This window comes from Streptomyces liangshanensis, from assembly GCF_011694815.1.
Taxonomy (GTDB): domain Bacteria; phylum Actinomycetota; class Actinomycetes; order Streptomycetales; family Streptomycetaceae; genus Streptomyces; species Streptomyces liangshanensis.
Window position 1 is genome coordinate 5349092 of record NZ_CP050177.1, and the last position, 17381, is coordinate 5366472.

Sequence of the window (17381 nt, forward strand, 5' to 3'; positions counted from 1 at the left end):
AGAGGTACGGGAAAACGGCGGCGGGTGGGTTCTGAGGGGACGCGCGAGCGTCGCGGGGACGGCGGGGGGAGCACACGCAAGCGGGTACGCGTGCGGGACAAGGGGCGTGTGGGGGGTGGTGTGGGGTACGGGGGGACGCGGCGCACCGGGCGCCGGTCCGCGCGGGCGCGCCGTCAGGTGGTGTCGAAGACGGTGTCGCGCGCCTGGGTCAGGGCCGAGCGCAGCGCCCCGGTCAGGATCGGGTCGCTGTCCAGGTCACTGATCCGCAGCAGGGGTCTGGGGAGGATGAGCCCGGTCAGTTCGGTCTCGACCCGCTTCCGCAGCGCCTCCCCGCCGGCCTCGGCGACCGCGCCGGAGAGCACGACCAGCTCGGGGTCGACCACCGCGACCACCGCGGCCAGTCCGGTGGCCAGCATCGCCGCCACCTGGTCGAGCACCGCCTCGTCGGCGAGGGCCTCGGCCAGCGGCACCCCGCCGGCGAGCTTGCGTACGGCGGGGGTGGAGACCTGGCTCTGGAATCCGCCGCCCGCGTCGTCGCCGGCCCAGTCGCGGACCCCGCCCCGGGCGAGCGGCGCGCCCGGCAGCGGCATGTAGCCGATCTCCCCGGCGCCGCCGGTGGCGCCCCGGAGCAGGGTGCCGCCCAGCACGATCGCGGCGCCGACGCCCTCGTCCAGGTAGGCGAGCACGAAGTCGTCGTGGTCCTGGGCCGCGCCCTCGTACTGCTCGGCGATCGCCGCGAGGTTCACGTCGTTCTCGATGAAGACCGGGGTGCCCAGCACTTCCGCGAGATCGGCCCGGAGCGTCCGCGAGTGCCAGCCCGGCAGGTGCGGCGCGTACCGCAGCTGGCCGGTGTGCGGGTCGATGGCGCCCGGCGTACCGATGACCGTGCAGCGCAGGTCGTCGTGGTCGAGCCCGGCCGCGAGGAGCGCGCCGTTGACGGCCTCGGCGACCAGTTGCGCGGTGCGGTGGCCCACGTCCTTCGCGGCGGGGCCCGCCTCGACCCGGCAGCTGCCCACGACGGCGCCGGTGATGTCGGCGACCACCGCGTCGATGCCGGTGGGCCCCGCGGAGAGTGCGGCGACGTGGCCGGAGCGCGGGTCGATCTCGTACAGGACGGCGTTGGGTCCCGGCCGGCCGCTCTGGCTGCCGGTCGTACGGACCAGTCCCGCGCTCTCCAGCCGCGTGAGCAGCTGGGACGCCGTGGGCTTGGAGAGGCCGGTCAGCTCACCGATCCGGGTGCGCGTGAGCGGTCCGTGGGCTGTCAGCAGGTCCAGCGCGGCCCGGTCGTTCATGGCCCGCAGCACGCTGGGCGTCCCCGGTGACGGAGTGGATGATCCTGACACTGACCGGACACCTGCCTTGTCTCTGCTCGCTCTCCCGCGTGGCACATCGGTGACACTGTTAGGAAAGTTTCCTATTGGGATGCGAGGAAAGTAGGCCCGCTGTCAGGAATCAGTCAATACCCCCCGACGCAAAGCACCCCCGAGGCAACCAAAGCGTTACCTACGGGGGTGCGGGAGACGGCGATCGGCCGGAGTTTGTTACACGGGCCGTCATCGGTACGGAGGCGGTCATCGCGCCCCGGACGTCACTTGCCCGGCCCCTGGGCGGTCGGCGGCGGCACCTGCGGGGTCAGCGGGGACGCCGCCTGGGACTGCGGTGACGTGGGGCTGGACAGCGCGGAGGGCGCCGACACGCCCGCCGACGGGTCGGCGGGCTCCTCGTCCACCTGGGGCGGGACGCCGCCCACGATCCGTATCCCCTCCTCGTCGAACGCCCGCTTGACCCGCCAGCGCAGCTCACGCTCCACGCTCAGCGACTGGCCGGGCATCGTCTTGGCGGAGAGCCGTACGGTCATCGAGTCCAGCAGGACGGAGTCCAGGCCGAGCACCTCGATCGGGCCCCACAGGCGCTCCGCCCACGGGTCGTCCTTGGCCATCGTCTCCGCGACCTGCCGGATGACCGCGCGGACCTTCTCCAGGTCCTCCGACGGCCGCACCATCACGTCGACGGCCGCCGTGGCCCAGCCCTGGCTGAGGTTGCCGATCCGCTTCACCTCGCCGTTGCGCACGTACCAGATCTCGCCGTTCTCGCCGCGCAGCTTGGTCACCCGCAGGCCGACCTCGATGACCTCGCCGGTGGCCACGCCCGCGTCGATGCTGTCGCCGACGCCGTACTGGTCCTCCAGGATCATGAACACACCGGAGAGGAAGTCGGTGACCAGGTTGCGGGCGCCGAAGCCCAGCGCCACCCCGGCGACCCCGGCGGAGGCGAGCAGCGGCGCCAGGTTGATGTTCAGCGCCCCCAGCATCATCAGCGCCGCCGTGCCCAGGATCAGGAACGACGTCACCGAGCGCAGCACCGAACCGATGGCCTCCGAGCGCTGGCGGCGGCGCTCCGCGTTCACCAGCAGCCCGCCCAGCGCGGTGCCCTCCACCGCCTGCACACTGCGGTTCATCCGGTCGATGAGCTTGGTGAGGGCGCGGCGGATCACATGGCGCAGGACGAGGGCTATGACCAGGATCAGCACGATGCGCAGGCCGACGCTCAACCAGGTGGACCAGTTCTCCTCCACCCAGCCCGCCGCGTCGTTCGCCCGGCCCGCGGCCCCTTCGAGGGTGCCGGGACCGGACGGCGGGGCAGCGGCCGACAGGGCGGACCAGGACACGACGGGAACCTCCGGATAGGGGTCGGGCTGGCCAACCACACTAACGGGGCAGCGGGCGGCACCCTCCGCCACCAGGGGGCGGAGAGACGCTCCTCACGCGGGAGCACGCGATATCGCGCGGGATCGGGCCGCGCGCGGGCGGTGCGGGGGCGTCCTGTGGTCGAAAACACTCCGAGCCCGTTACCTGGACGTGGTGGCGTTTCCACCAGGCATGAGGAGAGACTGAGAGCAGATCGTCCCGGCGCGAGCCACGCGCCGCCGGCGTAATAGGAGGCATCCGTGCCGCATGTCCTGGTCCTCAACGCGTCGTACGAGCCGCTCGGCGTCGTACCGCTCCGCCGTGCGCTCGTCCTCGTCCTGGAGAACAAGGCCACCAGCCTCGAGGAATCCGGCGCCTTCATGCACAGCGCGACCCGCGTCGTCCCAGCCCCCAGCGTCGTCCGGCTGAAGCGGTTCGTGCGGGTCCCCTACCGGGGGCCCGTTCCACTGACCCGCCGTGCGCTCTTCGCCAGGGACGGGGGCCGTTGCATGTACTGCGGCGCCGTCGCCACCAGCGTCGACCACGTCGTCCCCCGCAGCCGCGGGGGACAGCACGCGTGGGACAACGTCGTGGCCGCGTGCCGCAGGTGCAACCACGTCAAGGCCGACCGGCACCTGCGGGAGCTGGGCTGGCGTCTGCACCAACAACCGGCCCCGCCGTCCGGGCTCGCCTGGCGGATCATCGGGACCGGACACCGTGACCCGCGCTGGATGCCGTACCTGCAACCGTACGGCGCGGAGGACGCGGTGGCCCGGATCGACGGCATTTCAGCCTGAGGTCCGGGCCTTTGTCGTTCCCCCTGGCCAGGCGGGTGCCCGCCGGGGGGACCGGCGGCATGCGCCGCGCCGGGGGCGCCGCCGCGCGGGCGGGGAGAGGGAAGCCTGCCGTGGCCGCCGGGCCGGGGAGCCTTGGCACGGCCGCGGGGCCGGGGAGCGCCGGTACGGGCCGGCCGGGGCCGTGAAGCCTTGCCGGCGTCGGGGGGCCGGTCAGCGCCGGTACGGCTGCGGCGCCCGTCGGCCTTGATGCGGCTGCGGGCGTGGGGAGCCTGCCGTAGCCGTAGCCGTAGCCGTAGCCGTAGCCGTAGCCGTAGCCGTAGCCGTAGCCGCAGCCGCAGCCGTCGGCCCGGGGAGCCCTGCCGCAGCCCAGGCGCAGCCGTCGCCCCCGGGAGCCTTGCTACGGCGCGACCGCGTAGACCTCCGCCGAGAACAGTGAGTAGCCGTACTTCGTGGCGCGGGTGTCGCCCTGGACGCGGACGAAGCGGGTGTCCTTCGCGTCCATCCCGATCGCCTCCCGCCCGCCCCGGCCGTCGGTGACCGTCGCCGCGGTCCGCCAGGTGCGGCCGTCGGCGGAGACCTGGACGCGGTAGCGGCTCGCGTACGCCTCCTGCCAGGTCAGGACGACCTGCCCGACCCGCGCCGCGCCCGGCAGCTCCACCTGCCACCAGGCCCCGTCCTCCACCGGGGAGGACCAGCGGGTCGCCGGGTCCCCGTCGACCGCCGCCGACGCCGGGAAGTCCGGGGTCTCGTCGCCCGACGACGAGGCGGCCGCCCCGCGCGCGAGGTCGGGACCCGCGGTGCGCGGCGAGGCCCGTACGGTCAGCGTGCTCCGCTCGTCGCCGAAGGCGACCGGCACCTCGTACGAACCGGCCGGGGTGCCCGCCTTCACCCGCACCTCCAGCGGGACCGTCGTGTCGGCGCCGCGCGGCACGGTCGTCTCCTTGGGCGCCGTCACCCGGATGCCGGACGGCGCCTTCGCGGTGAGCGACCCGCGCACCTCGCCGGGGCGCCGCCCCTCCAGCCGGGCCTCGACCCGCTCCGGCTTCCCGCCGATCTGCGCGTCCGCCTCGCGGGGCGCCAGGTCCAGCCGGGCCCCCGGCTCGTCGGCGAACCACGGCACCACCTTCCGTACGGCCGGGGCGGGCGCGCCCGGCCCCAGCACGCCGGAGGCGGCACCCGCGGCCGGCCACACGATCCGTACCGCGTCGGCCAGGACGCCCTGCGCGTCCGCCTGCGTCCAGCCGCTCGTCGACAGCGCGCCCAGCGGACGCCAGCCCGCACCCGGGACCCGTACCTCGACCCGCGCCCCCGCGCCCGTGCCCGGCTCGGTCATCGCGGTCACCGCCGTCACCGGTCTCGCCCGGTCCAGGCGCACGGTGTAGGACCCGGCGTCCCGGGCGACGTCCCCGCCCGTGTCGCGGTCCGCGCCCGTCCACCCGGCGGCGGCCTTCACGGCCCGGTCCAGGAACGGGCCCAGCGTGCCCTCGCCCACCACGGCCTCGCTCGCGCGCAGCTTCCCGCGCAGCGGCTCCAGCGCCAGCGACGCCCGCCACGCGGCCGCGCCGTCCCCGCGGTCCTGGGCGGTGAGCGTGTCGACGGCCAGCTCCCCGGCCTGTCCGTAGCGCGCCAACTGGTCGAGCCACGGCCGTACTTCGTCGTCCAGCCGGCCCCCGGCCGTCGCCGAGAGCCGCTCGGGCGCCCCGGCCATCACGGTGAAGGCGGCCCGCAACCGGGCCGCGGCCTCGCTCCTGGCGCGCGCGTCCGACGTGGCACGGGACGCCCAGAAAGCGGTGAACAGCGGCTTCAGATAGGCCGATTCGGACCGGTCGAGCAGGGACGAGGCGTCGTTGCCCGCGAGGGCCCGCAGCGCCTCCCGGGCCGCCGTGTCCTCGCCCGCCAGGTCGTCCACGGCCGCCCGCCAGGACTCCGCGGGGACGTAACCCCGCGGATTCCAGGCGTAGTCGGCCGCCGTGAACAGCGGGACCCGGGACGCCGACGCCTGCTCCATGGCGTTGGCGAGCAGCGCGACCGAGCCGCCCGCGACGGCCGGCTCCCGGCCGGTGTACGGGCCGAGGAAGATCCGCCCGGGCTCGTAGTCGTTGACCGGATAGTTGTCCATCGTCACCATCGGATGCGCGAACGCGGCCTTGGCACCGGCCAGTTCACGGCCGGTGATGGTACGGGGCACCACCCCGACACCCGTCCACGCCACATGGACCCCGCCGTCGAGCGTCCCCGCCAGCGCCGTGCGGTACGCGGTGACGCCGTCCTGGTGGTACTCGGTCGGCATGACCGTGAGCGGCTCCGAGTCCGGGTGCCGCTCCGCCAGGTGCTCCGCCACCGCGTTCGCGACCCGGGCCTGCGCCCTCGCCGCCGCCTCGGGGCCCGAGCCGAACGTGTCGGCGTCCGCGTCGCAGTGCCACTCGCTGTAACTCACGTCCTGGAACTGGAGCTGGAAGGCCCGCACACCCAGCGCCCACATCGCGTCGATCTTCCGGTTGAGCGCCCGCAGGTCGTCCCCGGACGTCATGCACATGGACTGCGCGGGCGCCACGGCCCAGGCGAGCGTCACATGGTTGCGCGCGGCCCGCTCGGCCAGCTCACGGAACGCGGCACGCTCCGCCGCCGGGTACGGGTCGCGCCAGCGCGCCTGCCGGAACGGGTCGTCGCCCGGCGCGTAGAGGAAGCGGTTCTGCTTGGTGCGCCCCATGAAGTCGATCTGCGCCAGGCGCTCCCGCGGAGTCCACGGCTCCCCGTAGAAGCCCTCCGTCGTGCCCCGTACGAGCGTGCCGGGCCAGTCGCGCACGACGACACCGGGGACGGTCGCCCCCGCTCCCGCCTTCGCACCGGGCTTCACGTTCCGCGGCTTCACGTTCCGCGGCTTCACGATCAGCTGGCGCAGGGTCTGCGCGCCGTGGAAGAGGCCGTCCTCGCCGACGCCGTCCAGCGCTATCGTGTCGCGCCCCGCGACCTTGCCCACCGCGAGCCGGTACCCCCCGGACGGCAGCCCGGCGCCGTCGCCCGCGCGCAAGGCGCGCAGCGCCTCCCGCGCACGGGTGCCGCCCGCCAGGACGACCGTGCCCGCGCCGAGCGGATCCGTGGCCGCGGCCTGGCCGACCGTACGGACACCGGCGGTACGCAGCAGGTCCGTCAGCGCCTGGACGGCGACCGGGTCGGCGTCCTCGCCCACGACGACGGTGACCAGGTCACCGAGCGGGACCGCCCGCCCCGCCGCCTCGATCGTCTGCGGCCTGGGCCACACGTCCGGCACCGCCGCCCGGCCCGCGTGCGCGGGCGTGGCGGCCACCGGGGCGCCCTTGTCGCCCGGCGCGGCGTACGCGCCCGGTGCCCCGCCGAGGAGCCCGCCGATCACGGCGACCGCGACCGCCGTCGCCGTCCGTCCTGTACGCCCGAGCCGCACGCCGTGCCCCTCTCGTCTTCCCTGGTCCCCCCGTGATTCGCGTCAAGCGGGCACGAGCCCACCACCCCGAGGTCAGGGTGTCAATGCGCGTGGCCGCTGTGTCTCCTTTGCCCCCTGTGACAGGCTGGGGATCCAACTGCCGGGCGGGGAGCGGATCGTGACACGCGGGAGACGAACGGCGGTCCGGACACCTCCTCACCGGCACAGGTTCACCCTTCGTACGTGCCTGGCTCCGCCTACGCTGGGTAGGGCTGTTGTGTCCCGTCCCCTCGCCCGGTCCCGTCCCCCAGCCCCTGGAGAAGCCGTCATGGCCGCACCCGCGCCGCGCCTGGTTCCCGGCCCCTCCGAACGGCCGGCCCCCCGGCCGTCGGTCCCCGGCCCGGCGCAGCCCGCGGGCCCGCTGACCAGCGAGCCCCCGCTCGCCGACGCGGCGCCCCTGACGAGCGAGCCGCCGCTCGCCGACACCGCCCCCCTCACCAGCGAACCGACAGCTCCCGGCACCGCCGGGGGCACGGAGTCCCCGGGAGTCTGAATGGGCCTGGCCAGGCTCGCCGCACTGCACGGTGTCGCCACCTCGTACGCCCCCTCGCCCGACGTCACCGTCCAGGTCCCGGACGACACCGTCGTCGCGGTGCTCGCCGCGCTCGGCGTCGACGCGTCCACGCCCGCCGCGGTGACGGACGCGCTCACCCGCGCGGAGTCCGCCGCCGCCGAGAGGCTGCTGCCCCCGACCGTGGTGCTGTGGAGCGCCCCCGAGGGGGAGCGGCCCGACGTCCCAACCTGGGTGACCGGACTGCCGCCCGGGACGACGCTCCGGGTCGACCCGGAGGACGCCGATACGACCCCACCCCGCGCCGCCGCCCCCGACCCGGGCGCCCCCGCCGCGAACCCAGCTCTCGCGGACCCAGCCGCCGCGGATCCAGCCCCCGCCGACCCGGGCGCCCCGGCCACCGGCGCCCCGGCCGCTCCCGACCCGGCCGCCCCCGACCCAGCCGCCGCTGACCCGGGCACGCCATCCACCGGCGCCCCGGCCACCGGCGCCCCAGCCGCCCCCGACCCGGCCGCCCCCGACCGAGGCGCCCCCGCCGCCGCCCCCGGCGACCCCGCCACCGTCCCGGCCGCCGCCGCCCCCGGCGACCCCGCCGCCGCCCCAGGCATCCCCGCCGTCGTGGCCGCCGCGCCCCTGGGCGTGCACCGGCTCACCGCGCGCGCCCCCGACGGGCGTGAGGCCGCCGCCACCCTGGTGGTCGCCCCCTCCCGGGTGCCGCAGCCCCCGCCCCGTACCCACGGCTTCCTGGTGCAGCTCTACTCGCTGCTCTCGGAGCGCTCCTGGGGCATGGGCGACCTCGGGGACCTCGCCGAGCTGGCCGCCTGGTCGGGCCGGCACCTCGGCGCCGGGTTCGTCCAGATCAACCCGCTGCACGCCGCCGTCCCCGGCGACCCGACCGACCCCTCCCCGTACCGCCCCTCCTCGCGCCGCTTCCCCGACCCCGTCCACCTGCGGATCGAGGCCGTGCCGGAGTACGCGTACGTCCGCGGCGCCGACCGCGAGCAGCTCGACGCGCTCGGCGAGAAGGCCGCGGCCCTGCGCGCGTCCGTCCTCGGCGAGGACGCGCTCATCGACCGCGACGCCGTCTGGGCGCTCAAGCTCCCCGCCCTGGAGATCCTGGCGGCCGTCCCCCTCGGCCCCGGCCGCGACGCCGAGTACCGCGACTTCCTCGCCGCCCAGGGGCAGGCCCTGGAGGACCACGCCACCTGGTACGCGCTCGCCGAGGCGCACGGACCCCAGTGGCAGGACTGGCCGGCCGCCCTGCGCGACCCGCGCTCGCCCGAGACCGCCCGGGCCCGCCGCGACCTGGCCGACCGCGTCGACTTCCACCGCCGCCTCGCCTGGCTGACCGACCAGCAGCTCGCCGCCGCGTCCGCCGCCGGGCGGGACGCCGGCATGGCCGTCGGGATCGTCCACGACCTCGCCGTCGGCGTGCACCCCGGCGGGGCCGACGCCTGGGCCCAGCAGGACGCCTTCGCCGCCGGCATGTCCGTCGGCGCCCCGCCCGACGCCTTCAACGCCCTCGGCCAGGACTGGGGCCTGCCGCCCTGGCGCCCCGACGTCCTCGCCGCGTCCGGCTACGCCCCGTACCGCGGCCTGCTCCAGGGCCTCCTGCGGAACGCCGGCGCGCTGCGCATCGACCACGTCATGGGGCTGTTCCGGCTCTGGTGGGTCCCCCGGGGCGAACAGCCCACCCAGGGAACGTATGTACGGTACGACGCCGAGGCGATGCTCGCCGTCCTCGTCCTGGAGGCGCACCGCGCGGGCGCCCCGGTCGTCGGCGAGGATCTCGGCACGGTCGAACCGGGCGTGCGCGAGGCGCTGGAGCGGCGCGGGGTGCTCGGCACGTCCGTGCTGTGGTTCGAACGGGACTGGGAGGGGCCGGGACAGCCCCCTCTGCCCCCGGAGACCTGGCGCGAGGGCTGCGTCGCCACCGCGACCACCCACGACCTGCCGTCCACTGCGGCCCGGTTGACCGGCGAGCACGTGGAACTGCGCCACCGCCTGGGCCTGCTCACCCGGCCGCTGGCCGAGGAACAGGCCGAGGACCGCGAGGAGGTCGGCGAGTGGCTCACGTACCTGGAACGCCTGGGACTGCTGCCCGGCGGCCCGGGTGACGAGGAGGAGGAGATCCGCGCGGTCTACCGCTTCCTGCTGCGCACCCCGGCGCGGATGGTCGGCGTCTGGCTGCCGGACGCGGTGGGCGACCGCCGCCCGCAGAACCTGCCGGGCACCTGGGACCAGTACCCCAACTGGCGCCTGCCGGTGGCGGACGCGCAGGGCCGGCCGATGACGCTGGAGGAACTGACCGCGTCCCCCCGGCTGCACCGCCTGATGGACGTCCTGCGACCGTGACCTCCCGGCGGCGCGACAGGGCCGTACGGGACCCCGCGCGCGCGGCGGACCCCGCCGTTCGCTACGTTGGCACCGTGGACAAGAAGAACGCGATGCGCGCGGGCGCCCTGGCGGCCGGTACGACGCTGATGATGCTGCTCATGACGTCCCCGGCGCTCGCCCTGACCCGCGACGACGGTGACGACCCGGGCCCCGGCCTGAGCGTGGCGGAGACCCTCGGCCTGTTCGTGGGCATCCCGCTGCTGCTGTTCGCCGTCATCACCGGCCTGGTGATGGTCCTGGACAAGTCGCACCCGTCCCACCGCGTCACCAAGCCCAAGCAGGGCTGACCACCCGCCCCCCGCACGCGGAAAGCGCCGCACGCCCACCGTGCGGCGCTTTCGCGCGCCCGGACCACCTAGGACAGGCCCTGACCGACGGCGGGGACCGGTTGCTCCGGGGAATCCAGCCACGCCCGGGGTACCCCGTCCGGAGTCAGCGTGAGGCCGAAACGTTCGAGCCCCGGCCGCCCTTGGCCGTTCCACCAGGTGTACGCGGCCTCCACCTCTCCCCACAGCGCGCGGGGACCGCCCTGGTAGACCAGGAACGTGTCCTTGTCCGGTACGTAGTCGACGGTGGCCCAGGAAGTCACCTTGTCGTCCCGGAGCCACAGCACATAGGACCCGTCGTCGTCCGGCTCCCGGAAGGGGGCCGTACCCGACAACTGGAGCCCGAGGACGAACCTCGGGAGCCAGTCGGCCACCTCCTCCGGGGAAAGACCCGTTTCCGAGCGGCGGCCGTCGGCGGGCCAGTCCCCGCCCAAGTACTCCCTGGTGTGGGGCCAGTTCTCCCGCTGCTGCCGGAGTCGCATGAAAGCGGAGTCCATGACGAACGGACCGGACGCGCTCCCGTCCTCGTGGACGGTCAGCCGGACGACGGCCTCCGCGCCGTAGGGCGTGCCGTAGGGGCAGACGATGATTCCACCGGCCCGGGTCTGGCGGACGATCTCCCCCGGGATCTCCCGGACCCCCGCCGTGACGAGCACCCGGTCGTACGGCGCACGAGCCGGCCAGCCCTCGGAGCCGTCGGCGACCACGGTCGCCGGCTGGTAGCCCGCCGCGTCCAGCCGGAGGCGGGCCGCGGCCGCGTTGTCCCCGTCGAACTCGACGGTGACGACGTGGGAGGACCCGAGCCGTTCGGACAGCAGTGCCGCGTTCCATCCGGTGCCGGTGCCCACCTCCAAGGCGGCGAACTCCGGCGGGACGTCCGGCGGGATGTCCAGGGCTCGCAGCATGGAGAACACCACGGATGGCTGCGTGTTGCTGCACGTCGGCACCTTCCCGCGAAGGGTGCCCGTGTGCGCCCCGTCGTCCCACTGGGTCGTGAGGGACCCGTCCGAGTACACCGCGCGGAGCCATGCCTCCGGGTCCTCGCCCCGGACGACGGCCTCCGCGCGACCGGTGCCGGCACCCACGCCCGTCCACACCACGTCAGGGACGAACAACTCCCTGGGCACGGCTCGGTAGGCCGCGAGCCAGTCGGGCGTGAGAGCCCCGGCATCCAGGAGCCGGGAGGCCAGCCCCTCCGGGCCTGCCTCCGTCACGCCGCGTTCGTTCATTTCTGGGCGGGCTTCGAGTCGTCGCGGTTCACGTCACCGTCCCCGGAGCCGCCCCCTCCGTGCTTGGGGCCGGAGTTGCTGTCGTCCTGCTGGCTTCCGCCCTGCCCCGAACCGGTACCGCCGCCGTGCGTTCCCATGAGTGATCCTCTCGTGAAGACGGGATGGTGCGCTTCGGACAGTACGGCCGGGCACCCGGCCGGAGCGGGGCTGATTCGCCGTGATTCCCGGACCGGTCCGTGATCTTCCGGTGGATTCTCATGCAGTACCGAGAGCGTGCCGGGCACAGGCGATGACGCGGTGCGCCTCGGCGCCGTACACGGCGGACTCGGCGAGCGTCTGCCACACCTTTCCGTACATGCCGACGCTGTCCGCGTCGTCCAGCCAGAGTTCCGCGTGCCAGTCCTCCGCGATCACGAGGCGGTCGTCGTACAGCCAGAAGGCGTTGGCCGGGGGAATCTTGAGAGGGGCGCCCAACGGGACGATGCCCAGGGAGACGGTGTCCAGCCCGAGAACGCCCACCAAGCGGTCGAGTTGGGCGGCCAGCACGGGAGGCGGGCACACGAGAGCCCGGAGCGCGGCCTCCCACATCACGATGTGGAAGGTGCGCCCCGGTGTGTACAGCAGCTCCTGGCGTTTCACCCGGGCCCGTACGGCCTCCTCGGTGTCGCGGACGGACTGGTGGAGGTCGGCGTACCGGGTGAAGACGTGGCGGGCGTACTCGGCGGTCTGGAGCATCCCCGGTACGAGGGAACTCTCCCAACACCGGACCGTTCTGGACCGCTCGTACTCCACCGTGAGCGCGTCCTGGACGGGCTTGTGTCCCGCGGCCAGCTGTCTGCGCCAGGACCGGGTGCGGGACTCCAGGCTCCTCAGCCGGGAGATCAGCTCCCCGGCGGCCTCAGGGTGCTCCGTGCTCTCGGCCCAGGCCCGCAGATCCTCGGTCGTCGCGGTCTGCCGTCCGGTCTCCAGCTTGCTGACCTTGGACTGGGGCCAGCCCAGCCGTGCCGCCAGTTGGCGCCCGGTGAGACACCGGTCGGTGCGCAGCTCGCGGAGCCGCGCACCGAGGGCGGTTCTTGCCTGCTGGAAGTCGGTGGTCACTCGGCGGGCGGCACCTGTTCCACCGGCAGTCGGAGACACTCGGCCTCGGCGCGCCACAGGTTACGGATGTCCTCGCCCACCGCGATGTTCCGGCGGGCGTTGTCGAGGAGATAGCGCTGGCCCACGGTGGGCGGGTCGTCCACGACACGCACCCGCTCGAACCGCTTGCCCAGCGAGGTCTGCTGCTTGCGCCCCAGGCACCAGGGGTCGTCCAGGTCCCAGCCCGGGTCCTCACCCGACGTGAAGCGCCGATAGGTCTCGGTCTCCTCGTCGGAGGCGTACCGGCGCCGGGACTCCAGCCGCCACGCGCCGTGTTCGCACTTCCGGAACATGTCCTCGAACTCGTCCCAGGTGATCACCTGGGGAACCCGGTCGGCGTCCCTCGGCGCGAAGTCCGCCAGCAGCACACGGGGGACGACCACTAAGCCCTCGCTGTCCTTGACGTTCCGGAGCTGAGCGAGGTCCTCGGGATCGGTCACCACGTCACCTTGGACCAGGACCTCCCCGGTGTCCAGATCCTCGTACAGCGTCGGGCACCCGCTGTTGCCGGAGTTGGTACCGATGAACCTGAGTCGCCGAGCCATTGCCGTTTCCTTCCCACCAGCGGACAAGTCCCCACCAGCATGGGAGGGCGCGGCCACCCTGTGCCGCGTAATTCGCGATGATTCTCGTATGCCGGAGTCCTGCCTCGTGCACAGACAGCGGGGCCCCGTCCGGTGGGAACGTCCCCCGGACAGGGCCCCGCTGGACAGGGGGCTACGCCGACGGCGCCGCCGCCGCGTCCGCCTGCTGGGCTCGCAGGGCGCGCTCCACGCCCGCGCGCGACTCCGAGATCAGGCGGCGCAGGGCCGCGTTCGGGCCCGCTGACGCCAGCCACGCGTCCGTCGCGTCCAGCGTCTCCCGCGAGACCTGGAGCGACGGGTACAGGCCCACCGCCACCTGCTGCGCCATCTCGTGCGAGCGGGACTCCCACACCTCCGCGACCGCCGCGAAGTACTTCTCCGTGTACGGCGCGAGCAGCTCGCGCTGGTCGGTCTGGACGAAGCCGCCGATCACCGCCTCCTGGAGGGAGTTCGGGAGCTTGTCGCTCTCCACGACCGACGCCCACGCCTCGGCCTTCGCCTCGGCCGTCGGCCGCGCCGCGCGTGCCGCCGCCGCGTGCTGCTCGCCCGCCGAGGTCTTGTCGCGCTCGTACTCCGCCGCGATCTCCTCGGTGTCGTGCACCCCGACCGCCGCGAGCCGCTGCACGAACGCCCAGCGCAGGTCCGTGTCCACGGCCAGGCCCTCGACCGTCTCCGTACCGTCCAGCAGCCCCTGGAGCAGGTCCAGCTGCTGCGGCGTACGGGCGGTCGACGCGAACGCCCGCGCCCACGCCAGCTGGTGGTCGCTGCCCGGCTCCGCCGCCCGCAGGTGCGCGAGCGTCGCCTCCGTCCACTGCGTCAGGCCCGTCTCGCGCCACACCGGCGCCGCGTACAGGTCGAGCGCCAGCTTCACCTGGCGGTGCAGCGACTGCACGACGCCGATGTCCGTCTCCTTGGAGATCCCGGACAGCACCAGCGCCAGGTAGTCGCGCGTCGCCAGCTCGCCGTCCCGCGTCATGTCCCACGCGGAGGCCCAGGACAGGGCGCGCGGCAGCGACTCGGCGAAGTCGCCCAGGTGCGCGGTGACGACCCGCAGCGACTCCTCGTCGAGGCGGACCTTCGCGTACGACAGGTCGTCGTCGTTGAGCAGGACGACCGCCGGACGCGGGGTGTTCTGCGGGAACGGCACCTCCGTGCGCTCGCCGTCGACGTCCAGCTCGATCCGGCTCGTACGGACCAGCTTGCCGTTCGCGTCCAGGTCGTAGCAGCCGATCGCGATGCGGTGCGGCCGCAGGACGGGCTCGCCCTTGGCGCCGGCGGGCAGCGCGGGCGCCTCCTGCGTGACGAAGAACGACGCCACGTGCCCCGACGCGTCGAGGGTGATCTCCGGGCGCAGGATGTTGATCCCGGCCGTCTCCAGCCACGCCTTCGACCAGGACTTGAGGTCACGCCCGGAGGTCTCCTCCAGCGCGCCCAGCAGGTCGGAGAGGCGCGAGTTCCCGAAGGCGTGCGCCTTGAAGTACGCCTGCACGCCCCGGAAGAACTCGTCCTGGCCGACGTACGCGACGAGCTGCTTGAGCACCGACGCGCCCTTGGCGTACGTGATGCCGTCGAAGTTGACCAGCACGTCGTCCAGGTCGCGGATGTCCGCCATGATCGGGTGCGTGGAGGGCAGCTGGTCCTGGCGGTAGGCCCAGGTCTTCATGGAGTTGGCGAACGTCGTCCACGACTGCGGCCACCGGGAGCCGGGCGCGTCGGCCTGGCAGGCGATCGAGGTGTACGTGGCGAACGACTCGTTCAGCCAGAGGTCATTCCACCACTCCATGGTGACCAGGTCGCCGAACCACATGTGCGCCAGCTCGTGCAGGATCGTCTCGGCGCGCGTCTCGTACGCCGCGTCCGTGACCTTCGAGCGGAACACGTACTGGTCGCGGATGGTCACCGCGCCCGCGTTCTCCATCGCGCCCGCGTTGAACTCCGGGACGAACAGCTGGTCGTACTTGGCGAAGGGGTAGTCGTAGTCGAACTTCTCCTGGAACCAGGCGAATCCCTGCCGGGTGACCTCGAAGATCGCGTCCGCGTCCAGGAACTCCGCCAGCGACGGCCGGCAGTAGATGCCCAGCGGCACCGACTGGCCGTCCTTCTCGTACGTGCTGTGCACCGCGTGGTACGGACCGGCGATCAGGGCCGTGATGTACGTCGAGATGCGCGGCGTCGGCGCGAAGTGCCAGAGGTTGTCCTTCGGCTCCGGCGTCGGCGAGTTGGAGATGACCGTCCAGCCCTCGGGGGCCCGCACGGAGAACTGGAACGTCGCCTTGAGGTCCGGCTGCTCGAACGACGCGAACACCCGCCGGGCGTCCGGGACCTCGAACTGCGTGTACAGGTAGGCCTGCTCGTCGACCGGGTCGACGAACCGGTGCAGCCCCTCGCCGGTGTTGGTGTACGCGCACTCCGCGACGACCGTCAGGTCGTTCGGACCCTCCAGCAGGCCGGGCAGCGCGATCCGCGAGTCCTTGAAGACGGCGGCGGCGTCCAGCGGGGTGCCGTTGAGGACGACCTCGTGGACGGCGGGCGCCACCAGGTCGATGAAGGTCTCTGCCCCGGCCTCGGCGCTGTCGAAGCGGACCGTGGTCACGGACCGGTAGGTACCGCCCTCCTGGGCCCCGCTCAGGTCGAGGTCGATCGCGTACGAGTCCACGGTGAGCAGGCGCGCACGCAGCTGCGCCTCCTCGCGGGTCAGATTTGTGCCAGGCACCCGGTCATCTCCTCGGTATAGGACGTTTCGGCTCATCCTTCCACGGCGGGTCGCGTTCACCCGATCGTGGGGACCTCGGGCTACCGTGGCGGAGAGGACGGGCGCCGTTCCTACGCTGACCGCGGAAGGAGGCGCCGCGATGAACGTGCCGGTCGAACCGCCGCGCGACGCGCGGCCGGAATCCGCGGAGTCCGACTACGCAGACTCTTTCGGGGCGTGGGAGGCGAGTGGCGACGGTGTGGTTTGGGACCGGAGCATCGGGGACGGTCTGGCCGACGGGCCGCGCTGACGGTCGTCCCGGGTGACGGCGGGCCCGGCCGTTCTCCTGGCCGGGCCCGCACGCAGATCCGGGGTCAGCCCGTGAGTTCCGCTGCGACCAGCTCCGCGATCTGGACCGCGTTCAGGGCCGCGCCCTTGCGGAGGTTGTCGTTGGAGACGAACAGCGCCAGGCCGTTCTCGACCGTCTCGTCGACCCGGATGCGCCCCACGAAGGACGCGTCCTTCCCGGCCGCCTGGAGCGGGGTCGGGATGTCCGACAGCTCGACGCCCGGCGCGTCCTTGAGCAGCTCGTACGCCCGCTCCACGCTGATCGGGCGGTCGAAGCGCACGTTCACCTGGAGTGAGTGCCCGGAGAACACCGGCACCCGTACGCACGTCCCGGACACCTTCAGCTCCGGGATCTCCAGGATCTTGCGGGACTCGTTGCGGAGCTTCTGCTCCTCGTCGGTCTCGAAGGAGCCGTCGTCCACGAGGTTGCCCGCGAGCGGCACCACGTTGAAGGCGATGGGGCGCTGGTAGACGGCCGGCGCGGGAAACTCGACCGCCCCGCCGTCGTGCGTCAGCCTGTCCGCGTCGGCGACGACCCGCTTCGCCTGCTCGTGCAGCTCCGCGACCCCGGCCAGCCCCGACCCGGAGACCGCCTGGTAGGTGGTGGCGACCAGCGCGGCGAGCCCCGCCTCGTCGTGCAGCGGGCGCAGCACGGGCATGGCGGCCATCGTGGTGCAGTTCGGGTTCGCGATGATGCCCTTGGGGCGGTCCTTGATCGCGTGCGGGTTGACCTCGGAGACGACCAGCGGGACCTGCGGGTCACGCCGCCACGCGGACGAGTTGTCGATCACGACGGCGCCCTGGGCGGCGACCTTCTCGGCCAGCGCCTTCGACGTCGACCCCCCGGCGGAGAAGATCACGATGTCGAGACCCGACCAGTCCGCCGTGCCCGAGTCCTCCACCGTGACCGGCTCGCCCCGCCAGTCGAGGGTGGACCCCGCGGACCGGGCGGAGGCGAAGAGCCGCAGCTCGGTGACCGGGAAGTTCCGCTCGGCCAGGATCCTGAGCATGACTGTGCCGACCTGACCGGTGGCTCCGACGATTCCGACCTTCACGGGGTGTCCTCCGTCTGTACGCGCGTATGCACGAGCTGCATGGGTGCCGTTCCATGATGCGGGTCGGGCCGCCGGTCTTGTCCAATCACTTGTCCGAAGGACGGGACGGGGCGGTCGCGGCACGCGCGTCGAACGTTTCGTACGACTCCCGCGTCCAA

The 17381-nt window shown here is 73.7% G+C and carries 13 protein-coding genes; 4 read left to right on the forward strand and 9 right to left on the reverse strand.

Features of this window, described 5'->3' with window-relative positions:
• Positions 1 to 173: 173 nt before the first annotated feature.
• Both HA039_RS23195 and HA039_RS23200 read right to left on the reverse strand, forming a co-directional pair.
• Positions 174 to 1292 carry an ROK family transcriptional regulator gene (locus HA039_RS23195; RefSeq protein WP_208298832.1) on the reverse strand — a complete coding sequence of 373 codons (1119 nt, stop codon included), beginning with the start codon at positions 1290 to 1292 and terminating at the stop codon, positions 174 to 176.
• Positions 1293 to 1588: 296 nt separating this feature from the next.
• The gene (locus HA039_RS23200; protein WP_167033017.1) at positions 1589 to 2668 is read right to left on the reverse strand and encodes a mechanosensitive ion channel family protein; all 1080 of its coding nucleotides are present in this window, start codon (positions 2666 to 2668) and stop codon (positions 1589 to 1591) included.
• A gap of 279 nt (positions 2669 to 2947) precedes the next feature.
• Between HA039_RS23200 and HA039_RS23205 the strand changes: the two genes are divergently transcribed.
• Entirely contained in the window at positions 2948 to 3484 is a 537-nt protein-coding gene (locus tag HA039_RS23205; protein WP_167033018.1) for an HNH endonuclease, read from the forward strand.
• A gap of 397 nt (positions 3485 to 3881) precedes the next feature.
• Here HA039_RS23205 and HA039_RS23210 read toward each other — a convergent pair whose 3' ends face one another.
• Entirely contained in the window at positions 3882 to 6905 is a 3024-nt protein-coding gene (locus HA039_RS23210; protein WP_167033021.1) for a glycoside hydrolase family 84 protein, read from the reverse strand.
• Positions 6906 to 7212: 307 nt separating this feature from the next.
• On the opposite strand from HA039_RS23210, the gene HA039_RS23215 reads away from it, so the two are divergent.
• The 3 genes from HA039_RS23215 (at position 7213) to HA039_RS23225 (ending at position 10139) form a co-directional block, all read left to right on the forward strand.
• Positions 7213 to 7437, forward strand: coding sequence for a hypothetical protein (locus HA039_RS23215; RefSeq protein ID WP_167033023.1), 225 nt, complete (start codon positions 7213 to 7215; stop codon positions 7435 to 7437).
• Positions 7438 to 9810: a 4-alpha-glucanotransferase gene (malQ, locus tag HA039_RS23220; protein WP_167033025.1), complete on the forward strand. Its 2373-nt coding sequence runs from the start codon at positions 7438 to 7440 to the stop codon at positions 9808 to 9810. It abuts the gene before it with no gap.
• A gap of 74 nt (positions 9811 to 9884) precedes the next feature.
• Positions 9885 to 10139: a hypothetical protein gene (locus HA039_RS23225; RefSeq protein ID WP_167033027.1), complete on the forward strand. Its 255-nt coding sequence runs from the start codon at positions 9885 to 9887 to the stop codon at positions 10137 to 10139.
• 68 nt (positions 10140 to 10207) lie between these two features.
• Here the strand turns inward: HA039_RS23225 and HA039_RS23230 are convergent, their stop codons facing one another.
• The 6 genes from HA039_RS23230 to HA039_RS23255 form a co-directional block, all read right to left on the reverse strand.
• Positions 10208 to 11392: a protein-L-isoaspartate O-methyltransferase family protein gene (locus HA039_RS23230; RefSeq protein WP_243869682.1), complete on the reverse strand. Its 1185-nt coding sequence runs from the start codon at positions 11390 to 11392 to the stop codon at positions 10208 to 10210.
• 11 nt (positions 11393 to 11403) lie between these two features.
• Positions 11404 to 11544 (reverse strand): hypothetical protein, encoded by a 141-nt coding sequence (locus HA039_RS23235; RefSeq protein WP_167033030.1) that lies wholly within the window; start codon positions 11542 to 11544, stop codon positions 11404 to 11406.
• 118 nt (positions 11545 to 11662) lie between these two features.
• Positions 11663 to 12505, reverse strand: coding sequence for a helix-turn-helix domain-containing protein (locus HA039_RS23240; protein WP_167033032.1), 843 nt, complete (start codon positions 12503 to 12505; stop codon positions 11663 to 11665).
• Positions 12502 to 13089 carry a DUF6879 family protein gene (locus tag HA039_RS23245; RefSeq protein ID WP_167033034.1) on the reverse strand — a complete coding sequence of 196 codons (588 nt, stop codon included), beginning with the start codon at positions 13087 to 13089 and terminating at the stop codon, positions 12502 to 12504. Before HA039_RS23245 ends, HA039_RS23240 begins: the two co-directional genes overlap by 4 nt.
• A gap of 172 nt (positions 13090 to 13261) precedes the next feature.
• Positions 13262 to 15841 (reverse strand): aminopeptidase N, encoded by a 2580-nt coding sequence (pepN, locus tag HA039_RS23250; RefSeq protein ID WP_167033036.1) that lies wholly within the window; start codon positions 15839 to 15841, stop codon positions 13262 to 13264.
• A gap of 353 nt (positions 15842 to 16194) precedes the next feature.
• The gene (locus tag HA039_RS23255; RefSeq protein ID WP_167033038.1) at positions 16195 to 17223 is read right to left on the reverse strand and encodes an aspartate-semialdehyde dehydrogenase; all 1029 of its coding nucleotides are present in this window, start codon (positions 17221 to 17223) and stop codon (positions 16195 to 16197) included.
• Between the last annotated feature and the right edge of the window lie 158 nt (positions 17224 to 17381).